Origin of the sequence: Adhaeribacter rhizoryzae (genome assembly GCF_008629685.1) — a bacterium.
In the GTDB taxonomy this organism is placed as follows: domain Bacteria; phylum Bacteroidota; class Bacteroidia; order Cytophagales; family Hymenobacteraceae; genus Adhaeribacter; species Adhaeribacter rhizoryzae.
Genome location: NZ_VWSF01000001.1, coordinates 753,438 through 770,041, shown reverse-complemented (window position 1 = coordinate 770,041; position 16,604 = coordinate 753,438). Strand labels below are relative to the sequence as shown.

Here is a 16,604-nt window from a genome sequence, read left to right as displayed (position 1 = left end):
ACTTAAAGGTAGTAGAAGCTTTTAAGTATACGAGTATGTTGCGTTCTTTCTTTGTTCCAATATTATTACTATTTTTTTTCTTAACTGCCTGTAACACCAAGCCTATGCCGGCACCCGAAGCCCGCCGCCAATACCACTATTTAGCCCTCGGCGATTCTTACACCATTGGCGAAAGTGTTAGCGAAGACGAACGCTGGAGTGTGCAATTGGCCCAAATGCTCCGGACCAAAGGTTATGATATTCGCAACCCATTTACCATTGCTAAAACCGGCTGGACTACCGGCGAACTGATTGAAGCTGTTGATAAAACTTTTCAGCAGCAAAGCTACGATTTGGTTACCTTGCTGATTGGCGTTAATAACCAATACCGCGGCCAGCCCATAGAAACCTACCGCGAAGAATTCCGGCAATTGCTGCAAACCGCTATTCGTAATGGCAGAAATGATGCGCGCCGGGTTATTGTTTTATCTATTCCGGATTGGGGCGTAACCCCATTTGCCGCAGGCCAGGACCGCGCGAAGATTGCCGCCGAAATTGATGCTTTTAACGCCGTTGCCCGCGACGAAACAAATAAAGTTGGAATTACTTTTCTGGATGTTACCGGTATGTCGCGGAAAGCTCTCAACGACCCAACTTACGTAGCCGAAGATAAGCTGCATTTTTCGGGTAAAATGTACCAGGAATGGGCCCAACTGGTTTTTCCGGTGGCTGAAAATATTTTAAAATAATACCGAAACCTGCATCCGGCCCATGTGCAATACTTCCTGGCCGTTGGGTTTGCGGCCATCGTAATTCATAGAAATATTCAGGCCGTTAGCCAGGCGTTGTTGCAAAATAAAATTCCAGGTTAAGTTGTTGCCGGGGCGCAAAGCGTTCAGCATTTCGTAGCCAATTGCGGAATTTTCGTTGCCTTGGTAATGTACGTTTATATATTTTAGCGTGCCGGTCAGGGTGCGTTTGCTTACCTGGCTAATTCGGGTTTCCAGCCCCAACTCATGAAATATTCCTTTTTCCTGGGTTTCCGATTGGTTCATTAAATTTTGCTTATTGGTATACAAATAAGTACCCGTTAAACGTGTAGCGCTAGTGGGTTGGTAACTCAGCTCCGGCGAAAACTCGTAACCCACAATCCGGAAATTTTTGGTGCTTAAATAATTCGATAAACTTTCGCGGGTAAACTGGCTAATATTAAATTTGGTACTGAAAGTTTTATTTAAATTATACCGGGCAATTACGGTTTGGGTAGCAATATTGCGCACATCGGTACCATTGGTTAGTAATATTTTCTGCTGATTTTGCTGCAAGGTATATTCCAGGCCAAAGGTTGGGTCGCTGCGGTTATAAAAAACGGTATTCCGGAAAGTATTAGCCAGCGAAACCAGCAAGCTATCTTCAATATTTAAGCTGAAAGGGTTAAACCGGTGCCATACATCATCATCGGTGGTTTTCTTGTTGATGTTGATATAAGTTACGGCTGACAGGCGGGAAGCAAAATTCTGGATAGCCGATTTACCGCGCCAATTACGGGGCATAGCACTGTTTAAACGATAGTTTAATTGGTTCGAATACGCCCGGATATATTCGTCGGTGGGCAGAAATACTTTAATGTGCGTGCGGTAGCGGGCATCGGGTACCTGGGCTTCAAAATAATCGTTTAATTCCTGCGGATTGCCGCCTTCTATCAGGTAATGCGTACCTTGCCCCGGCCCAACCTGCACAAATTCGTAACGGCGGCGGGCTTCTTGCCCGGTGGCTACGGTATAACTCAGCTCCGAGCGCAAGTGCTTATCCAGGAAATCGCCCAGCCAGTTTACCGTCGATAAAATGGCCGATTCGTTCAGGCTGTCTTTGTTATCTACTTGCCGGTAAGTCAGCAGCACGTTTAAATCCTGGGAAGTACCAATTTTGGTTTGCAGCATGCCGCGGTAAGTATGCGCCGTGTTGCGTTCCCCCAAACGACCTTCCTCGGGACGGCGGTCCTGGCGGTAAGCATAATCCAGGCTAAACTTGGTAGTAGCCGTATCCTGGCTGCGAATGTAAAACGTGTGCTCATCAAAATACATCGCCGACTGCAAAACAGAATCGGGTCTGGTAATAGAATTCACTCGGTTTTTATCGAAGCGATACGTATAACCCGGAATTATTTTAAAGGCTGGGTAATTCACATCAATATTGCCCCGTACCCAATCCGACTGCCCAGAACGAGCAGTAGCTTCCAGTAAAAAGAAATCACTACGTAGGTTTAAACCCCGAATTTGCCGCGCAAAATCTAAATAATGCTGGCCGCCCGCTACTTCGTTTTGCCGGAACCGCCTAATAAAACGGTAATTAACCAGGTTACTAATATTTTTGTGTGCCCCTACTGTAAAGTTAAAAATATTATCGTTCACCCTGGTTTCGGTGTTAATGGGCAAACTCCAGTTGCGGTTAAATTCAATATCGCGAAAGCGGTCGATGGGCTGAAAATTAGCATCGGTGTATTCGTAACTTAAAGCACTCCGGAGCTTGTAATCGCCGAGTAAAGCTACCGGCTTATCTTCAATGGCATAACCTACTCGCAGGGCTTTGCCGTTGTCGTCGCGGCTATCCTTCTCCGAAAATTTATTCACGTCGTATTGGCTGGCGGCCGTTTCGAAGAAAATATTGGTCTGGTTGTCTACCTGGTAATTACCACCTACGGTAGCTAATTGCTTTTTTTGTGGGGTTGGCAAAATACGGACCGGCGCATAACTACCCTGCCGTATGCCGTTTACCGGGGGCACAAACCGAAAGGTACGGCCATTTACCGTGCTGCCCGCCGGCACGTAATCGCCCCGGTTTGTTCCAACATCGGTAAAACGCACGGTGTAGTAACGATTCAAATCCGGCTCGCGGGTATACACATAAATATTTACGGGTTGCCCGTTTACCAAAACAGTAGAGTCTTTGTACAAAATAAGCTCCGGGTCGAAGTTGGTTATTTCGGCGCCGGGCGTAAAAGCCTGGTTCAGGCTATCGCCAATATTTTGCAGCAATAATTTCTCCTGGTCGGTCAGGTTCAGGGTTAGTAAATTATTCTGGTTGTCGCCTTCGTTGTAAATATTAAAGTTCAGGTGCAGTTTATTTAAATCCTGGTAGTGGCTGGCATGGTACACCGAGCGGTTGTAATTACGTTCGGAATATTCAAAATCAACCCGAATGCGGGAATAACGGGTAATCAAGCGGCGGGTGGTAAAAGTAATTTCGGCCTGGTTGTAATCTATCACGTAATCAAAATCAAAACCGCGTGTTAGCAACTGCCCGTCTAAATATACCCGTTCCGAGTTAGCCAGAATAATGATAAATTTTTCGTTATTGGGGCCGGGTACCCGGTAAGGACCTTGCACGCCTTCCTGGGGCGTGATGGCAATAGAAGCAAATTTACCTTTGGCCACCGAAGCCGCAATGGTGGTACTCGAAGCATTCTTTGTACCCTGCTTTCGGTTTACTTCCAGCACACCGCCCTGCACATTTTTGTAAAACCGCAGAAAATGCGTTGGCTTGTTTTTTAAAACCACATCGCCGCCGGTAATATTCCAAAGCCGGTGTTGCAGCGTAATAAATACTTTGTCAAACTCCTGTAACTGCTGCGTATTCCCCTCAGGCTGAAACGGAATATTCTGGTCGGTAATAGCCGCTACCATGCTTATTTCATCGGATAATTTGCCTTCGAGTTGCAGGTTTAAAGCCGAGTTTACAAAAACGTTTTGCTTATTGCCGAAAGATATACCGCGGGTAACCGTACCGGTTTTATTTAAGCCGGGCGTACTAAATAATTCTTCTTTCTGCCCTAAACTCTCGGTATAATATACGCCCGGCAGCCGCACCGAATCTGCGGCCGTGAGTTTGCGCTTGTAACGGGCCAAGGCCAAATTCAGCGATAATACCCGGTAACATACTAATATTGAGTCAGGCTCAGCAGGCAGTGCTCTTGTTATGGGGCTGCTAACAGAATCTGTGAAAGCAATAGCTGATTTTAGGGAATCTGTTGGTTGCACCGGCAGCGAATCGAGCGTTATAATAATCGGCTGCGGAACGGGTACGTTGGTAAAGGAAAATAAATTGGTGTTGGGGTTGTACGTATACCCTAAGCCCGGATATTTGCCTTTACTAAACGTAATAGAACCCGGCACAATGGTAAGCGAATCTAATAAAACTGGCTTATTGGTTAGTTTTAGCCACTGGCAGCGTTTACTCGAAGTTTGTGAAAAGGCCGGAAAGCTTAAAAAGCATACCAGAAAACTTATAACCAGCCAAATCCTCATTCCTGTGCTAATGGTAATTCAATGTAAAAGGTAGTGCCCTCTCCTTCCTGCGTTTCGAACCATATGCGGCCACCGGCGGTTTCAATGCCTTTTTTAGCTACGGCTAACCCAATTCCCGAACCGGTAAATTTGGTACTAAAGTTCGGCACAAATATTTTATGCTGAATATCAGCGGGTATGCCGGTGCCATTATCGTGGAAGCTAATCAGGGCTTTATCGTCTCTTTGCTTTAAAGATACGCAAATTTCCGGGTGGCGGCCCGCTGGTATAGCCTGCAAGGCGTTTATCATTAAATTATTGAAAGTGCGCATCAGAATATTCTCGTCGGCTATTACTTCAAAATTCCCTTCTTCAAATTGGCTCCGAATGGTTAAGGCACCGGGGTTACTGTGCAAATCCAGGCTTTGCTTTAATATGATAGTTAAGTTTATACGTTCTAATTTTAAATCAGGCAGAGCAGTAAAATTAGAGAACGAGGTAGCAATATCGCTTAATATTTCGATCTGGGTAATTAAGGTTCCTGATATTTTGTTGATGAGCACATCCAGGTTATCGCGCTTTTCGGCAATGGCTTTCTGCAAATATTGCAGCGATAGCTTCATAGGCGTGAGCGGATTTTTTATTTCGTGCGCCACCTGCCGGGCCATTTCGCGCCAGGCCGCTTCTTTTTCGCGCATGGCCAGTTCTTTTTTATTTTCATCGAGCTTGCGCAGCATCTGGTTATACTCGCTTACCAATAAACCAATCTCATCCGCCGATTCGTAAACCAGTTCTTCGTTTTTGCCGGTTAAAGTGGTTTGTTTTAATTTTTGGGTTACCAGTTTTAAGGGTACCGTTAAGGCACGGGAAGCCCAGTTGGTGATTAACATAAACACGATAAACATGCCCACAAAAATATTCATGATGGTGGTGAGCAACTGAATCAGTTTCATATCCAATTCTTTTTCCGAATCGAAAAACGGAATACCAATAAAGCCATCTATTCCGCCTGCTTTATGCAAAGAAGGCAAAGGCATGTACAAAGCATTAAACGTTAAATTGCCCGTTTTTTCTTTCAGCAAAATGCGCGGGGTATAATTTTCCTTGATATCGGCAAAAGCTTCCGGGTTAATTAATTTCGACAGCAAACCTGTTTCGAATATTAAAGGCTGACTAGACGTAATTAAACGGCCTTGCGCATCGTAAATATCAATATCGGCTTCGGCTAATTCGGCAATGGAACTTACTTCTTCGCGCAAGGCGTCGCGATTAATTTGGTAAGTAGGCCACGACCACGAATTTAAAATGCTTTGCTGCACCATTTTACCCCGATTCTGGTAAGTTTCGTGTAAATCTTTTTTGTAAGAGGCCGTTACCAAACTACCCGTAGCCACACTCACTACCAGCAACGGAATAAGCACCCCAAAATTTAAAAAGAGCTGAATTTTGGTACTAAAGGCGGTATTCAAAGCTTTTTGCACCCCACCTTTTAGCAATAAAAACGAAAATACATACAGCAGGAAAACAAACGTATGTACCAGAAACAAGAAAGAAAAATTGGAAAGCACATCGCGCAGCGAATATTGCTCTGTTGTAATAACTATGCGCCGGTTACCGCTTATAAAACCCCAATGGTGCCGGCCCTGCAACCGTACGCCTTGCTGATATAACCGGGGATCTTGTAAAAACTTCGGCGTAAAATAATGCATGTCGCCAAAATTACCTTCGGTATGCTGAATCAGGTTGTTCTGGTACAAAACATACCCGAACGAGCGGCTGTAAAGCGGCTCGAAGTTACGCTGGTCTACTAATAATTCGGGAATAACGCTGTAAGGCAACTGCTTGGTTTGGCTCAATTCCAGAGCAATGGTAGCCCGGCTGCCATCCCGCCCAATTACCGAAATAAATTTTACGTAGCGCCGCGAAAACGGTACTGGTCCGGGTTTAATTAAATACAAGCCCGGATGTTCGGTTTTAACCGCCTCCCGCAGGTAGCTTTTGCGGTAATCATTCAGCGAATATTGATTACCCACTACATCCGAAGCCATATTATTTGCGTCAAATATTTTAACTGCACTTTCGTACTTATCAAAATAATCGCGCAAGTAATATTTCTGAATTTTAACGCGCACAAAATCTTTGTTGGCAAATGGGCTGGTGAGCTTGCTCTTAATAATTTTGTCGCGCTGAATTAACCGGCTAATATCTTCCAGAATTAATTCGCCCTGAATATCGCGTTCGAGTAAAATATCGCGGGCAAAGCGTTGCTTCTGGCCTATTAGCTGCTGGTGGTAATATTGGTACATGGCTAAACTACCCGTTAGCGCGCTAATGCTAATAATCCAGAATATAAATAAATAATGCTGAAACGGGTTAGAAGAAATATTTTTCCGGAACTGACTAAACAAAATAGCCAGGTAAAAAAATAAGCTGATGCCCAATAGAATTACAGAAACGCGATCGTTTATAAACCCGCTTACCAGAAATATACCGGCTACTAAGGCCACCCCGCCCAATAAATAAGGATTTTGCCTGCTGCCCTGTACCTGGTAAAATATTTGCATCAGCAGGTGCGACAACACCAAAAATATAACGGTAAAAGCCACAAAGGCGGCATAAAGCAGCAATTCGTACACCGAAAATTGCATGCTTTGGGTAATATCCATTACCAGCGCCGAATTACTGAAAGTAGTATAATAAATAGAATACAACCACAGCAGCAAAGCGTAAAAGCCTACAGTACAGCCAATCTTTATCCAGAAATGCGCACCTTCCGAAACTTTACCCAGAAATGCTTTAATTCTATTTTTTCGCAATACCTGGTTTAAGTGCAAAGTAAATATTAAAAGCATTATGGCGTTTAAGAGCAAATCGCCGATAGACGGCGACCAGTCCGAAGCCGCAAATAAGCGCGGGTTAAACGCCTCCAATTCCCACACTGCAAAAGGGAAATTAAAATAAAGCAATATTAGCCGTATAGACAGCAAGGGCACAAACAGCAAAAGCAAACTCCGCCAATACTGGTTTTTATACTTTAAGTACGCCTTACTTACCTGAACAAGCGCCCACACCAAAAATATTACCCCTAAGCAAATTAAAGCAATAGCCAACTGGCTAATGGTACGGGCAGTATTTTCGTCGGAGGGTTGCATCGAAAACAAATATTGCTGCCCATAAACAACCTTCGGATAATTACCTCTGGGGTCAAAAACTACCCGTATTTTGCGGTTACCGAATATTTCATCGTTTAAACCCGATTCCAGATAACGGTTGCTGATGCCGTATTGCTTTTCGAGCGGAATATAAACCTGAATATGATAATTTTTATAGGTGGTGCCGGATACCAGGTATTTGCCAAATTTATTTTCGGCCACCCTTACTTCATTAGGTAACACCTGCGGAATAAAATCTACTACCAAGGTGTGGTCGGTCCAGAAAACGGCTTGGCCATTCTTAAAAATAAAGGTAGCGTAGTAAGGCTTATTGTTGAGCAACTCATGAAAATTAAGCGTATCGCCCGATAAAAAGGGTTTTACCCGGTTCATATCGCGGTTTGCTTTACGCACAGCATCTTCTACGTTGCTATTTACTTCTGCATAGTTCTGCCTCTCGGTAGGGTTTAAGATATAACTATAAATATTTAATCCGGCGGCCACTACAAAACAAAGCAGCGCTGCCAGTAAAAATTTATAAGAGGCGTATTTAAGTTTCAAAGGAATTGTATTTTACCCGAAATTAGTCAAAAATCGTGCAAAACAGTTTTTTGGAATAAAATTCATATGGCTTAAGGCTGGTTGTAGGTAGCATCGTAACGCACACTACCAAACAGATAAAGCATTACTACCCGGGCGTACCGGAATAAAAAGGTAGTTAAAAGTATAGTAACTGCTGTAATAACCGAGCCATAAACCCATAGAGGCGGATCGCCGGCTAAATAAAACAAACTTACCCCCACTATAACCACATTCACCACCGAAAAAGCATAGCTGATGTACATGGCACCCCAATAGAAACCTAGTTCCACTTCGAACCGGAATTTACAAACGGGGCAATATTCGTACATACTGTCGAACTTGCGCAGGTTAAAAGCCGAATGGGTAAACATGTTGCCGCGGTGGCAACGCGGGCATTTACAACTTAGAATTGCGTTTAATGTTGAGCGGTGGCTCATTACTTTTTGCGGTTGTTCCGGTAGTAAAGAAAACCAACGGTCCCTACCAAAATATAAGGAATAGCCATCAGGTACAAAATACCTTTATTCAGGCCACGCCCCAAGTTAGCTAATTTGTTATCGCCGCTCTGGTTAGATTCTACAGATGCCCGGCACATGGCACATTGGGCCTGCGCTTCTGAACCCGCAAAGCTTAAAACCAACGATAAAGCAATTAAAGAAATATAAAATTTTATAGCTTTCATGTGAACAACCCTCCTCTACTTACTTTTTTATGAACTATAATACGGAGCAATCATAAAATAAACTAAAACGCCGGTAACCGCTACGTAAAACCATAACGGAAAAGTCCAGCGCGAAATTTTGCGATGCCGCGCTATTTGGTTACTAATAGCAAAATACACCGATAGCAACACAAAAGGAACGATTATGGCAGCCAGAATAATGTGTGTAATTAACACAAAGTAATAAATGGTGCGCATAATACCTTCGCCGCCATAGCTCGTAGGCGCTGCCTGGTAATGATACGTTACGTAAGAAATTAAGAAAAATGCCGACAACACAAAGGCCGTTGTCATGGAAAAGCGGTGATAACGAATATTGCCTTTTTTGATAAACCGGAAGCCGGTAAGTAAAGCAATGGCGGTTAAAGAATTAAGCAGCGCGTGTAATTTGGGTAAGAAAGTAACATCTACATCGCCTAACTTGCCGGTTTGGGGCACAAACAACAACAAAGCAACCAACAGCGGCACTGCTACCGAAAGTACCGCAATCAGAATTAAATATTTAGTATCGTTGGCATTAACTGCTTTAGTTGACATGTTGCTTACGCTCCTGCAATAAAACCTTTATTTCGGTAATTAACCGTTCAACATCTTCTTCATCGGTGCCATTGTAGATTCCCCGCACGTGCTTTTCTTCATCAATGAGTAAAAGCTTTTCGCTGTGAATAAAATCCGGAATAAGCGAGGGTGCCTGCATGGCCGGCAATTTAAAGCCTTCCTGGGCTAATTGGTAAATCTGGCTTTTAGGCCCGGTTAGTAAATACCATTTATCCGGATTAGCCCCGTATGTTTCGGCATATTTACTTAAAACAGCTACCGAATCACGCTCGGGATCTACGGTATACGAAACAATTTTTACGTTTGGTTCTTTTATAAAAGCTTCTTGTACCTGTTGTAAGTTAGAAGACATTTCTTTACAAACATCTTTACAGGAAGCAAAAAAGAAATTGGCTACATATATTTTGCCTTGTAAATTTTGCTGCGAAACGGTTTTGCCGGTTTGCGCAGTTAAAGAAAAATCCGGAATCTTATGAAAAACAGTATCACCATTTTGCATTACGGGCTCGCCGGTATCTTCTATGGCAGGCATATATGTTCTTAAAGTATAATGGTTGGTACCAAAAACCTTTAAGAACAAATATACCAGCACAGGTACTATTAAAAGAACTCCAAGCAACAGTACCTTTTTAGGGGACATATTTATTTAAAATAACTAAACACCGATTCACCGTAGTAAGATCCTTCGGTTACTAAGGCAATAATTAACCAAACTAAAAGTGCTGTAGGTATTAAAACTGACCAGATAAGGCTTTTGGTTTCGTGCTTTAAGTGCATGAATTCAGCCACAATGAAGAAAGCTTTAAATATGGTTAAAACAATAAATATTACATTCCGGGCGGTACCTGGCTCCATAAAGAAAGCAAAGGCAAATTCAATTGCGGTAAGAACGCAAAGAATTACAAAAACCCGCCAGATGCCTTTGGTTTGCGGCTTTGGTATTTCGCCGTTTAATTGTTCATCGTGCGCGTGGTGCGAATGGCTAGCCATAATATTTTAAATAATAAAGGTTTAACATTAGGGTTTAAACAAAACATCAAGCCTCGTTTAAACCCTTCATATATTTTTAAATTATACCAGGTAAAAGAAGGTAAACACGAATACCCAAACCAGGTCTACAAAGTGCCAGTATAAACCTACTTTTTCTACCATTTCGTAATGGCCCCGGCGCTGGTAAGTACCATTTACGGTATTAACAAACATAATAATGAGCAATACAATACCACTAAATACGTGCGTTCCGTGGAAACCGGTTATAAAGAAAAACAAATCGGCAAATAATACCGGCCCGTATTCGTTTTGGGCTAAGTTAGCGCCAAAGAAACGTGTACCATCGGGCATCAACATGCCTACATCCGAACCAGTAATAAAGTGAGCCCACTCCCAAGCCTGGCAAGCCACAAACGTACTACCAAACAATATTGTCCAAAGCAACCATTTTTGTACATCTTGCTTATCCATACGATGCCCGGCTTCCACAGCCAGTACCATGGTTACAGAAGAAAGAATCAGAATCATCGTCATTAAGGCTACGAAAGCCAATGGCAAATCAACTCCGTGGAAACCAGGGAAAGCATTAAATACCTTTTCCGGAATAGGCCAGTAAGCGGTTGAAAAAGTAAAATCTTCGGCCGTACCGATGTATGGATTATGCCGGTGACGAATTAAACCGTAGGTTGTTAGGAAAGCTGCAAAAGTAAAGGTATCTGAAAGCAGGAAAAACCACATCATTAGTTTTCCATAAGACGCCTTCATTGGTTCATTGCCACCATCCCAGGTTCCGGTTTTTGGCTGCTCCAAGGTTGTTGTTGTTGACATAGTTTATTGAAAGTAGAGTTTATTTAATGATTCAGCGTTAAGAATAAATATAGGTATACCCAAAGTCCGCCTAAAAAGTGCCAGTAAATAGTGCAAAGTTCTATGCGCAGCAAATTTTTAGAATGTACTTTAAATCGGAAGCCCGAAATTAACACAATTAAAATAAATATTAAACCGGTTATTAAGTGAAAACCGTGTACGCCGGTTAAGACATACAAGAAAGACCCCGATGGGTTAGCATCAGAACCACCAAAGAAAACTTTACGGTTTACCAAATCGCCCCAGGCTTCCCACTGCCCAATTAAGAAAGCTGTGCCTAAAGCCAAAGTTAAAACCAGGTAAATTTTAAGCTGGTTTAAATTATCTTTTTTAGCTGCAAAATAAGCCAACTGCATAAAAACACTACTTAAAACCAATAAACCCGTATTAATTACCAAGTTATTGGGCAAATCAAATTCTAACCAGTTTCCTTCTTCTTTCCGAACAATATAGGCACTGGTAAAGGCGGCAAACATCATAATAATACTTATGATAATAAGCCATAAGGCAAACTTCAGCGGATGTACGCCGGAAGAAGTTTGTTTCTGAACAATCGCACCAACCATATCTAAACTTTATCTAAAACAAACGCAATTTGAACAATAGGTAAATACAAAAAAGAACCAAACATAATACTCATGGCCGCCTTTTTAGAACATGTATGCATGAGGTAAAATGTTTGCATTAAAAATAATACCCCGCATATAACTGCAATAACAGCTGATGTATTACCGGCCATACCAAATTGCAAAGGCAACATGCCTAACGGGATTAACAATAAGGTATACATCATTATTTGTACTGCAGTTTTCAGGTTTTTACCGCCTTCCATGGGCAGCATCCGAAAACCAGCCTTTTTGTAGTCATCGTCTAGTACCCAGGCAATAGCCCAGAAATGTGGAAATTGCCAGATAAACTGAATACCAAACAAAATGCCGGCCTCCATACCAAAAGTACCAGTAGCAGCTATATAACCAATCATGGGCGGTAAACCACCCGGAATCGCTCCTACTAACACGCAGATAGGCGATATACGCTTAAGTGGGGTATAGATAAAACCGTAAATTATTAAGGAGATTAAAGACAGGGCAGCCGCCATTATGTTAAAGTACAGCCCCAGCAAAGCTAAGCCGGTTATTCCCAAAATAATAGAATAAACGGCCGATTCGGTTATGGTAACAAAGCCTTTTGGTAAAGGCCGGTTACTTGTCCGCTTCATTAGTATATCTAAATCTTTCTCAAATATTTGATTAATAATATTGGCTGAACCTGTTACCAATAATCCCCCCAACATTACTAACAGGGGCTCAAACCAAATAAAATCGCGATTACCCAGCATGTACCCAACTGCACTAGAAAAAGCTACCGTTAGCGAGAGCCGGAATTTTAATAACTGGAAATAATATTTTACCTTACTGCTGAAGGCCAGATTGCTGGCCAACCTATGTTCTACCTCTTCTACTATCATCTCACACAACTATTTGGGCTACCTTCTTAAAACGGGTAGCATAACCATAAATTATCAATAAATAAAATTGCACTCCAAAAATTAAAGTAGCAATTACCAGGTGCAATGGCTGTAAAAAAGCTGGAATAGCCCAATTCGCCATTATTACCCCAATCAATATTTCTGCCCCTAAGAAAAATAGCAAGGCCATTAATAACTTATTTATTAAGCCATCTTTTAACCGAAATAAAAGAAAGGTTAAATAAAGATTGATTAACAATAATACCCAAGAAAAAGAGCGGTGGATATAAAAAGAAACATCCAGTTGGCTAATCCATTGCTCGCGGTTCAGGTAATTAAAATTAAACGCAATGAGGTCGATCATTTCCCGAACCTGGGTACCCAACAACGTTTGACCGAAAGTAATAATAATGACCAGCCAGAGGAGCAGATATATTTTCCGGGAAAAAAAGAACATGCGCTGCTGTAATACTTGGTACTGCGAACGGGCCACCGCATATATTAGCACTGCTACCATTACCAAAGCCAACGCCATATGAATGGTAATCATTACCGGCAACAGATTAGTAGAAACTACCAGCGAACCTAACCATCCTTGAAAAATTACCAGCAGAAAAGAAATAACAGATAAATAAACAATTGCTTTGTCTGTGCGGTAATAAGTAAAAGAATAAAGCAGCGTCAGAATAATTAAAAATCCGATTAACACACCTACAACCCGGTTCAGGTATTCAATCCAGGTTTTCTGTACATTAAATTCAGTTTCCAGGTAAGCGGTTGGATGTTGAAGCAATTGGGTTGCAACTTCTTCAAAACCTAAATTACTTAAGTACCCGGCTACTTTTTGATTTTTTTGGATTCTTTTATCCCGGTAAACTTCTAAGTAATTATCCGGCAACTCTTCAATACTGGTAGGAGGAACCCAGCTTCCAAAGCACTTAGGCCAATCCGGACATCCCATGCCAGAACCTGTACTGCGCACAATTCCTCCTACCAAGATTAAAAAATATACAGAAGCAATAGTTAGTACTCCTATATTTCTAAATCTTTTAGTACTAAAAGATTTATTTGTCATTCAGTTTGCTTTACCTAATCCTTGTCATGCGGCAGATTGGATGACTGCGTTTGTGAGTAAGGAATATGTTGTGGAATAAAATCTTCTTCGGCACCTGGCTTGCTGTAATCATAAGGCCAACGATAAACTACCGGAATTGGACCTGGCCAGTTACCGTGTCCTGGAAGCACTGGTGTAGTCCATTCTAAGGTGTTAGAACGCCATGGATTAGCAGAAGCTCTTCGGCCCCGGAATATGCTGTAAATAAAGTTGAAGGCAAATATAAACTGCGCTAACCAGGCAATGATAGCCGCCAAGCTAATGTACATGTTAATATTTGCGAAGCTTTGAAATAAATCGAAGCTAGTCCAGGAATAGTAACGACGAGGGAAACCAGCAATACCTACGTAGTGCATTGGCATGAATACCATGTAAACGCCTATGAAAGTTAACCAAAAGTGAACGTAACCTAATTTCTCGTCCATCATACGGCCAAACATTTTAGGGAACCAATGGTAAACTCCGGCAAACATACCAAAGAACGCGGATGAACCCATTACTAAGTGGAAGTGGGCCACTACGAAATAAGTATTGTGCACCTGAATATCTAAAGCGGAGTTACCCAAAATAATTCCCGTTAAACCTCCCGAGATAAAGAGCGATACAAAACCAATGGAGAACAACATTGGAACGGTAAACACAATATTACCCCGCCATAAAGTAGCTATCCAGTTAAATACTTTTACCGCCGATGGTACCGCAATAATTAACGTCAGGAACATAAACACAGAACCCAGGAATGGATTCATACCCGACACGAACATGTGGTGTGCCCATACAATAAAAGAGAGCAAGGAAATTCCTAACATGGAACCAATCATAGCACGGTAACCAAAAATTGGCTTACGGGCATTTGTAGCAATAATTTCCGAAACAATACCAAAACCTGGTAAAATTACGATGTATACTTCCGGGTGACCTAAGAACCAGAATAAGTGCTGGAACAAAATTGGGCTACCACCTACGTTGGCTAAAGCTTCGCCGGCAACATATATTTCTGATAAGTAGAAACTGGTACCAAAGCTGCGGTCGAAAATAAGCAGCAACACGCAAGAAAATAATACCGGGAAAGATAATACCCCCAAAATAGCCGTCAGGAAAAATGCCCAAATGGTTAATGGCAGTTTTGTCATAGACATTCCTGGCGTACGCAGGTTGATTACCGTAGTAATGTAATTAATACTTCCTAATAGCGAAGACACAATAAACAAGGCCATGGCTACAATCCACATAGTCATACCGGCACCGGAACCCGGAATAGCTTGCGGCAACGCACTTAGTGGCGGATAAATCGTCCACCCGGCCGAAGCAGGACCTGTTTCGAGAAATAATGATAAGAACATAACAATACTGGATAAAAAGAAGAACCAGTAAGAAAGCATGTTCAGGAACCCGGAGGCCATGTCGCGGGCACCAATCTGCAGCGGAATTAAGAAGTTACTAAAGGTACCGCTTAAGCCGGCTGTTAACACGAAGAATACCATGATGGTACCGTGCATGGTAACCAGACCCAGGTAAAACTCCGGGTTAAGTTTGCCACCTTCTACCCATTTACCCAATATTGGCTCCAACCACTCCAATGTTGCCTGCGGCCAGCCCAATTGTATCCGGAAAATACTGGAAAGTGCGCCACCAATAAATGCCCAGATAATACCAGTTATTAAGAATTGCTTCGCAATAACTTTATGGTCCTGGCTAAAAATATATTTGAAAATAAAATGCTGATCGTGGTGATCATGATCATCGTGCGCCTCGTGGTCGTGGTGCACATCTTTATGTAAAGATATATCGGTACTTGCCATAATATCGGTTATTAATTTATTATAAAGCTGCTTTTTCTTTTACCGGTTCTGCTTTTTTCTCTACTGTTACCACAGGAGTAGTTTTGGCTTGCATTTTTGCTAACAAATCCGGATTCTGTTCGGCAAAGGTTTTTTGTTCAGCTAACCATTTCTCATAATCTTCCGGCTCATCTACTACTAAGGTAGCGCGCATGGCAAAATGGCCCCGTCCACAAATTTGGTTACATACAATTTCATACTTAAAATCCGGGTTACCCGTTTCGGTAGCCATTTCAGCGGTTGTTTTAGTTGGTACAAACCAGAATTTTGTGGGCATACCAGGAACCGCGTGCATCTGAATCCGGAAATTAGGCTGATAAACATCGTGGGTTACATCACGTGAACGAATGCGGAATAATACCGGTCTTCCTTTTGGAATATGAATGTCGCCGGCACCAAAATATATATCATCTAATGCTTTCGGGTCCGATAAATCAATTCCCATTTCGTTCGTAGCATCTATTAAGGTATGTTTAGCCACGCCTAAAATGTTGTCTTTACCTGGATAGCGGTATAACCAGTTAAACTGCTTACCAACTATTTCTACCACAACTGCATCTGCCGGTGCTGGATTGGTTATTTTAGTCCAGGCTTTCCAGCCCGAAAAAACTAATAATGCCATTACCACAGCCGGAATTATGGTCCAGATTACTTCCAGTTTATTATTATGCGGATAGTAGTAAGCTTTTTTATCGGCACTATATTGATACCGGTAAGAATACCAAAACAGCAAAATGTGGGTTAATACGAAAACAATCCCCAGAATAGCCATGGTGGTCCAGAACATACTTTCGATCCAGACAGCATGTACGGAAGCAACCGGTATCATGAAATCCTCCATAGAATCTGCGAAGGACCAGAAAAAGGCTATGCCGCCGATTATTAAAAAGGCCAGGAAAAAAGTTGCATTAACGCGGTTGCTGGTGCTGGCTCTTTTGGCATAGGTTCCCCGGAAAACAGAGCTTAAAATCTGTAACCGGAAAAGTAAATAAAGAACAACAGCCAGAAGGGCAAGTACAAGTAATATAGCGATTGTGATCATTATTTTT

14 protein-coding genes are annotated in these 16,604 nt (G+C 42.2%); 1 reads left to right on the top strand and 13 read right to left on the bottom strand.

From position 1 onward, the window contains the following. Nucleotides 1-104: 104 nt before the first annotated feature. Nucleotides 105-728 (top strand): SGNH/GDSL hydrolase family protein, encoded by a 624-nt coding sequence (locus F0145_RS03155; RefSeq protein WP_150086752.1) that lies wholly within the window; start codon nucleotides 105-107, stop codon nucleotides 726-728. Here the strand turns inward: F0145_RS03155 and F0145_RS03150 are convergent. From F0145_RS03150 to F0145_RS03090, 13 genes are all read right to left on the bottom strand, one after another. Further along, nucleotides 720-4,283 carry a hypothetical protein gene (locus F0145_RS03150; RefSeq protein WP_150086750.1) on the bottom strand — a complete coding sequence of 1,188 codons (3,564 nt, stop codon included), beginning with the start codon at nucleotides 4,281-4,283 and terminating at the stop codon, nucleotides 720-722. The genes F0145_RS03155 and F0145_RS03150 overlap by 9 nt on opposite strands. Beyond that, entirely contained in the window at nucleotides 4,280-7,975 is a 3,696-nt protein-coding gene (locus tag F0145_RS03145) for a sensor histidine kinase (protein WP_150086748.1), read from the bottom strand. The genes F0145_RS03150 and F0145_RS03145 overlap by 4 nt, the downstream gene beginning before the upstream one ends. 71 nt (nucleotides 7,976-8,046) lie before the next feature. After that, nucleotides 8,047-8,433, bottom strand: coding sequence for a DUF983 domain-containing protein (locus F0145_RS03140; protein ID WP_223815784.1), 387 nt, complete (start codon nucleotides 8,431-8,433; stop codon nucleotides 8,047-8,049). Continuing rightward, entirely contained in the window at nucleotides 8,433-8,678 is a 246-nt protein-coding gene (locus F0145_RS03135; protein WP_150086746.1) for a hypothetical protein, read from the bottom strand. Before F0145_RS03135 ends, F0145_RS03140 begins: the two co-directional genes overlap by 1 nt. Nucleotides 8,679-8,705: 27 nt before the next feature. Continuing rightward, the gene (locus F0145_RS03130; protein ID WP_150086744.1) at nucleotides 8,706-9,254 is read right to left on the bottom strand and encodes a DUF420 domain-containing protein; all 549 of its coding nucleotides are present in this window, start codon (nucleotides 9,252-9,254) and stop codon (nucleotides 8,706-8,708) included. Beyond that, on the bottom strand, nucleotides 9,244-9,807 hold the full coding sequence (locus F0145_RS03125; protein ID WP_223815783.1) for an SCO family protein: 564 nt from the start codon (nucleotides 9,805-9,807) through the stop codon (nucleotides 9,244-9,246). Before F0145_RS03125 ends, F0145_RS03130 begins: the two co-directional genes overlap by 11 nt. 110 nt (nucleotides 9,808-9,917) lie before the next feature. Continuing rightward, a complete protein-coding gene (locus F0145_RS03120) occupies nucleotides 9,918-10,265 on the bottom strand; it encodes a cytochrome C oxidase subunit IV family protein (protein WP_150086740.1) in 348 nt (115 codons plus the stop codon). Nucleotides 10,266-10,346: 81 nt separating this feature from the next. Further along, a complete protein-coding gene (locus F0145_RS03115; RefSeq protein WP_150086738.1) occupies nucleotides 10,347-11,093 on the bottom strand; it encodes a cytochrome c oxidase subunit 3 in 747 nt (248 codons plus the stop codon). Between the two features lie 23 nt (nucleotides 11,094-11,116). Beyond that, nucleotides 11,117-11,698, bottom strand: coding sequence for a cytochrome c oxidase subunit 3 (locus F0145_RS03110; RefSeq protein ID WP_150086736.1), 582 nt, complete (start codon nucleotides 11,696-11,698; stop codon nucleotides 11,117-11,119). A 2-nt stretch (nucleotides 11,699-11,700) separates the two neighbouring features. After that, entirely contained in the window at nucleotides 11,701-12,600 is a 900-nt protein-coding gene (gene cyoE, locus F0145_RS03105) for a heme o synthase (protein ID WP_150086734.1), read from the bottom strand. A gap of 1 nt (nucleotide 12,601) precedes the next feature. After that, nucleotides 12,602-13,675 carry a COX15/CtaA family protein gene (locus tag F0145_RS03100; RefSeq protein ID WP_150086732.1) on the bottom strand — a complete coding sequence of 358 codons (1,074 nt, stop codon included), beginning with the start codon at nucleotides 13,673-13,675 and terminating at the stop codon, nucleotides 12,602-12,604. 14 nt (nucleotides 13,676-13,689) lie between these two features. Next, nucleotides 13,690-15,516 (bottom strand): cytochrome c oxidase subunit I, encoded by a 1,827-nt coding sequence (locus F0145_RS03095; protein WP_150086729.1) that lies wholly within the window; start codon nucleotides 15,514-15,516, stop codon nucleotides 13,690-13,692. Between the two features lie 19 nt (nucleotides 15,517-15,535). Continuing rightward, nucleotides 15,536-16,597, bottom strand: a complete 1,062-nt coding sequence (locus F0145_RS03090; RefSeq protein WP_150086727.1) for a cytochrome c oxidase subunit II — start codon at nucleotides 16,595-16,597, stop codon at nucleotides 15,536-15,538. Nucleotides 16,598-16,604 lie beyond the last annotated feature (7 nt).

Bases quoted from the DNA above. Each gene is read 5' to 3' on its own strand.
- F0145_RS03155 (WP_150086752.1), top strand. From the start codon at position 105: ATGCCGGCACCCGAAGCCCGCCGCCAATACCACTATTTAGCCCTCGGC.
- F0145_RS03150 (WP_150086750.1), bottom strand. From the start codon at position 4,283: ATGAGGATTTGGCTGGTTATAAGTTTTCTGGTATGCTTTTTAAGCTTT.
- F0145_RS03140 (WP_223815784.1), bottom strand. From the start codon at position 8,433: ATGAGCCACCGCTCAACATTAAACGCAATTCTAAGTTGTAAATGCCCG.
- F0145_RS03135 (WP_150086746.1), bottom strand. From the start codon at position 8,678: ATGAAAGCTATAAAATTTTATATTTCTTTAATTGCTTTATCGTTGGTT.
- F0145_RS03130 (WP_150086744.1), bottom strand. From the start codon at position 9,254: ATGTCAACTAAAGCAGTTAATGCCAACGATACTAAATATTTAATTCTG.
- F0145_RS03125 (WP_223815783.1), bottom strand. From the start codon at position 9,807: ATGCCTGCCATAGAAGATACCGGCGAGCCCGTAATGCAAAATGGTGAT.
- F0145_RS03120 (WP_150086740.1), bottom strand. From the start codon at position 10,265: ATGGCTAGCCATTCGCACCACGCGCACGATGAACAATTAAACGGCGAA.
- F0145_RS03115 (WP_150086738.1), bottom strand. From the start codon at position 11,093: ATGTCAACAACAACAACCTTGGAGCAGCCAAAAACCGGAACCTGGGAT.
- F0145_RS03110 (WP_150086736.1), bottom strand. From the start codon at position 11,698: ATGGTTGGTGCGATTGTTCAGAAACAAACTTCTTCCGGCGTACATCCG.
- cyoE (WP_150086734.1), bottom strand. From the start codon at position 12,600: ATGATAGTAGAAGAGGTAGAACATAGGTTGGCCAGCAATCTGGCCTTC.
- F0145_RS03100 (WP_150086732.1), bottom strand. From the start codon at position 13,675: ATGACAAATAAATCTTTTAGTACTAAAAGATTTAGAAATATAGGAGTA.
- F0145_RS03095 (WP_150086729.1), bottom strand. From the start codon at position 15,516: ATGGCAAGTACCGATATATCTTTACATAAAGATGTGCACCACGACCAC.
- F0145_RS03090 (WP_150086727.1), bottom strand. From the start codon at position 16,597: ATGATCACAATCGCTATATTACTTGTACTTGCCCTTCTGGCTGTTGTT.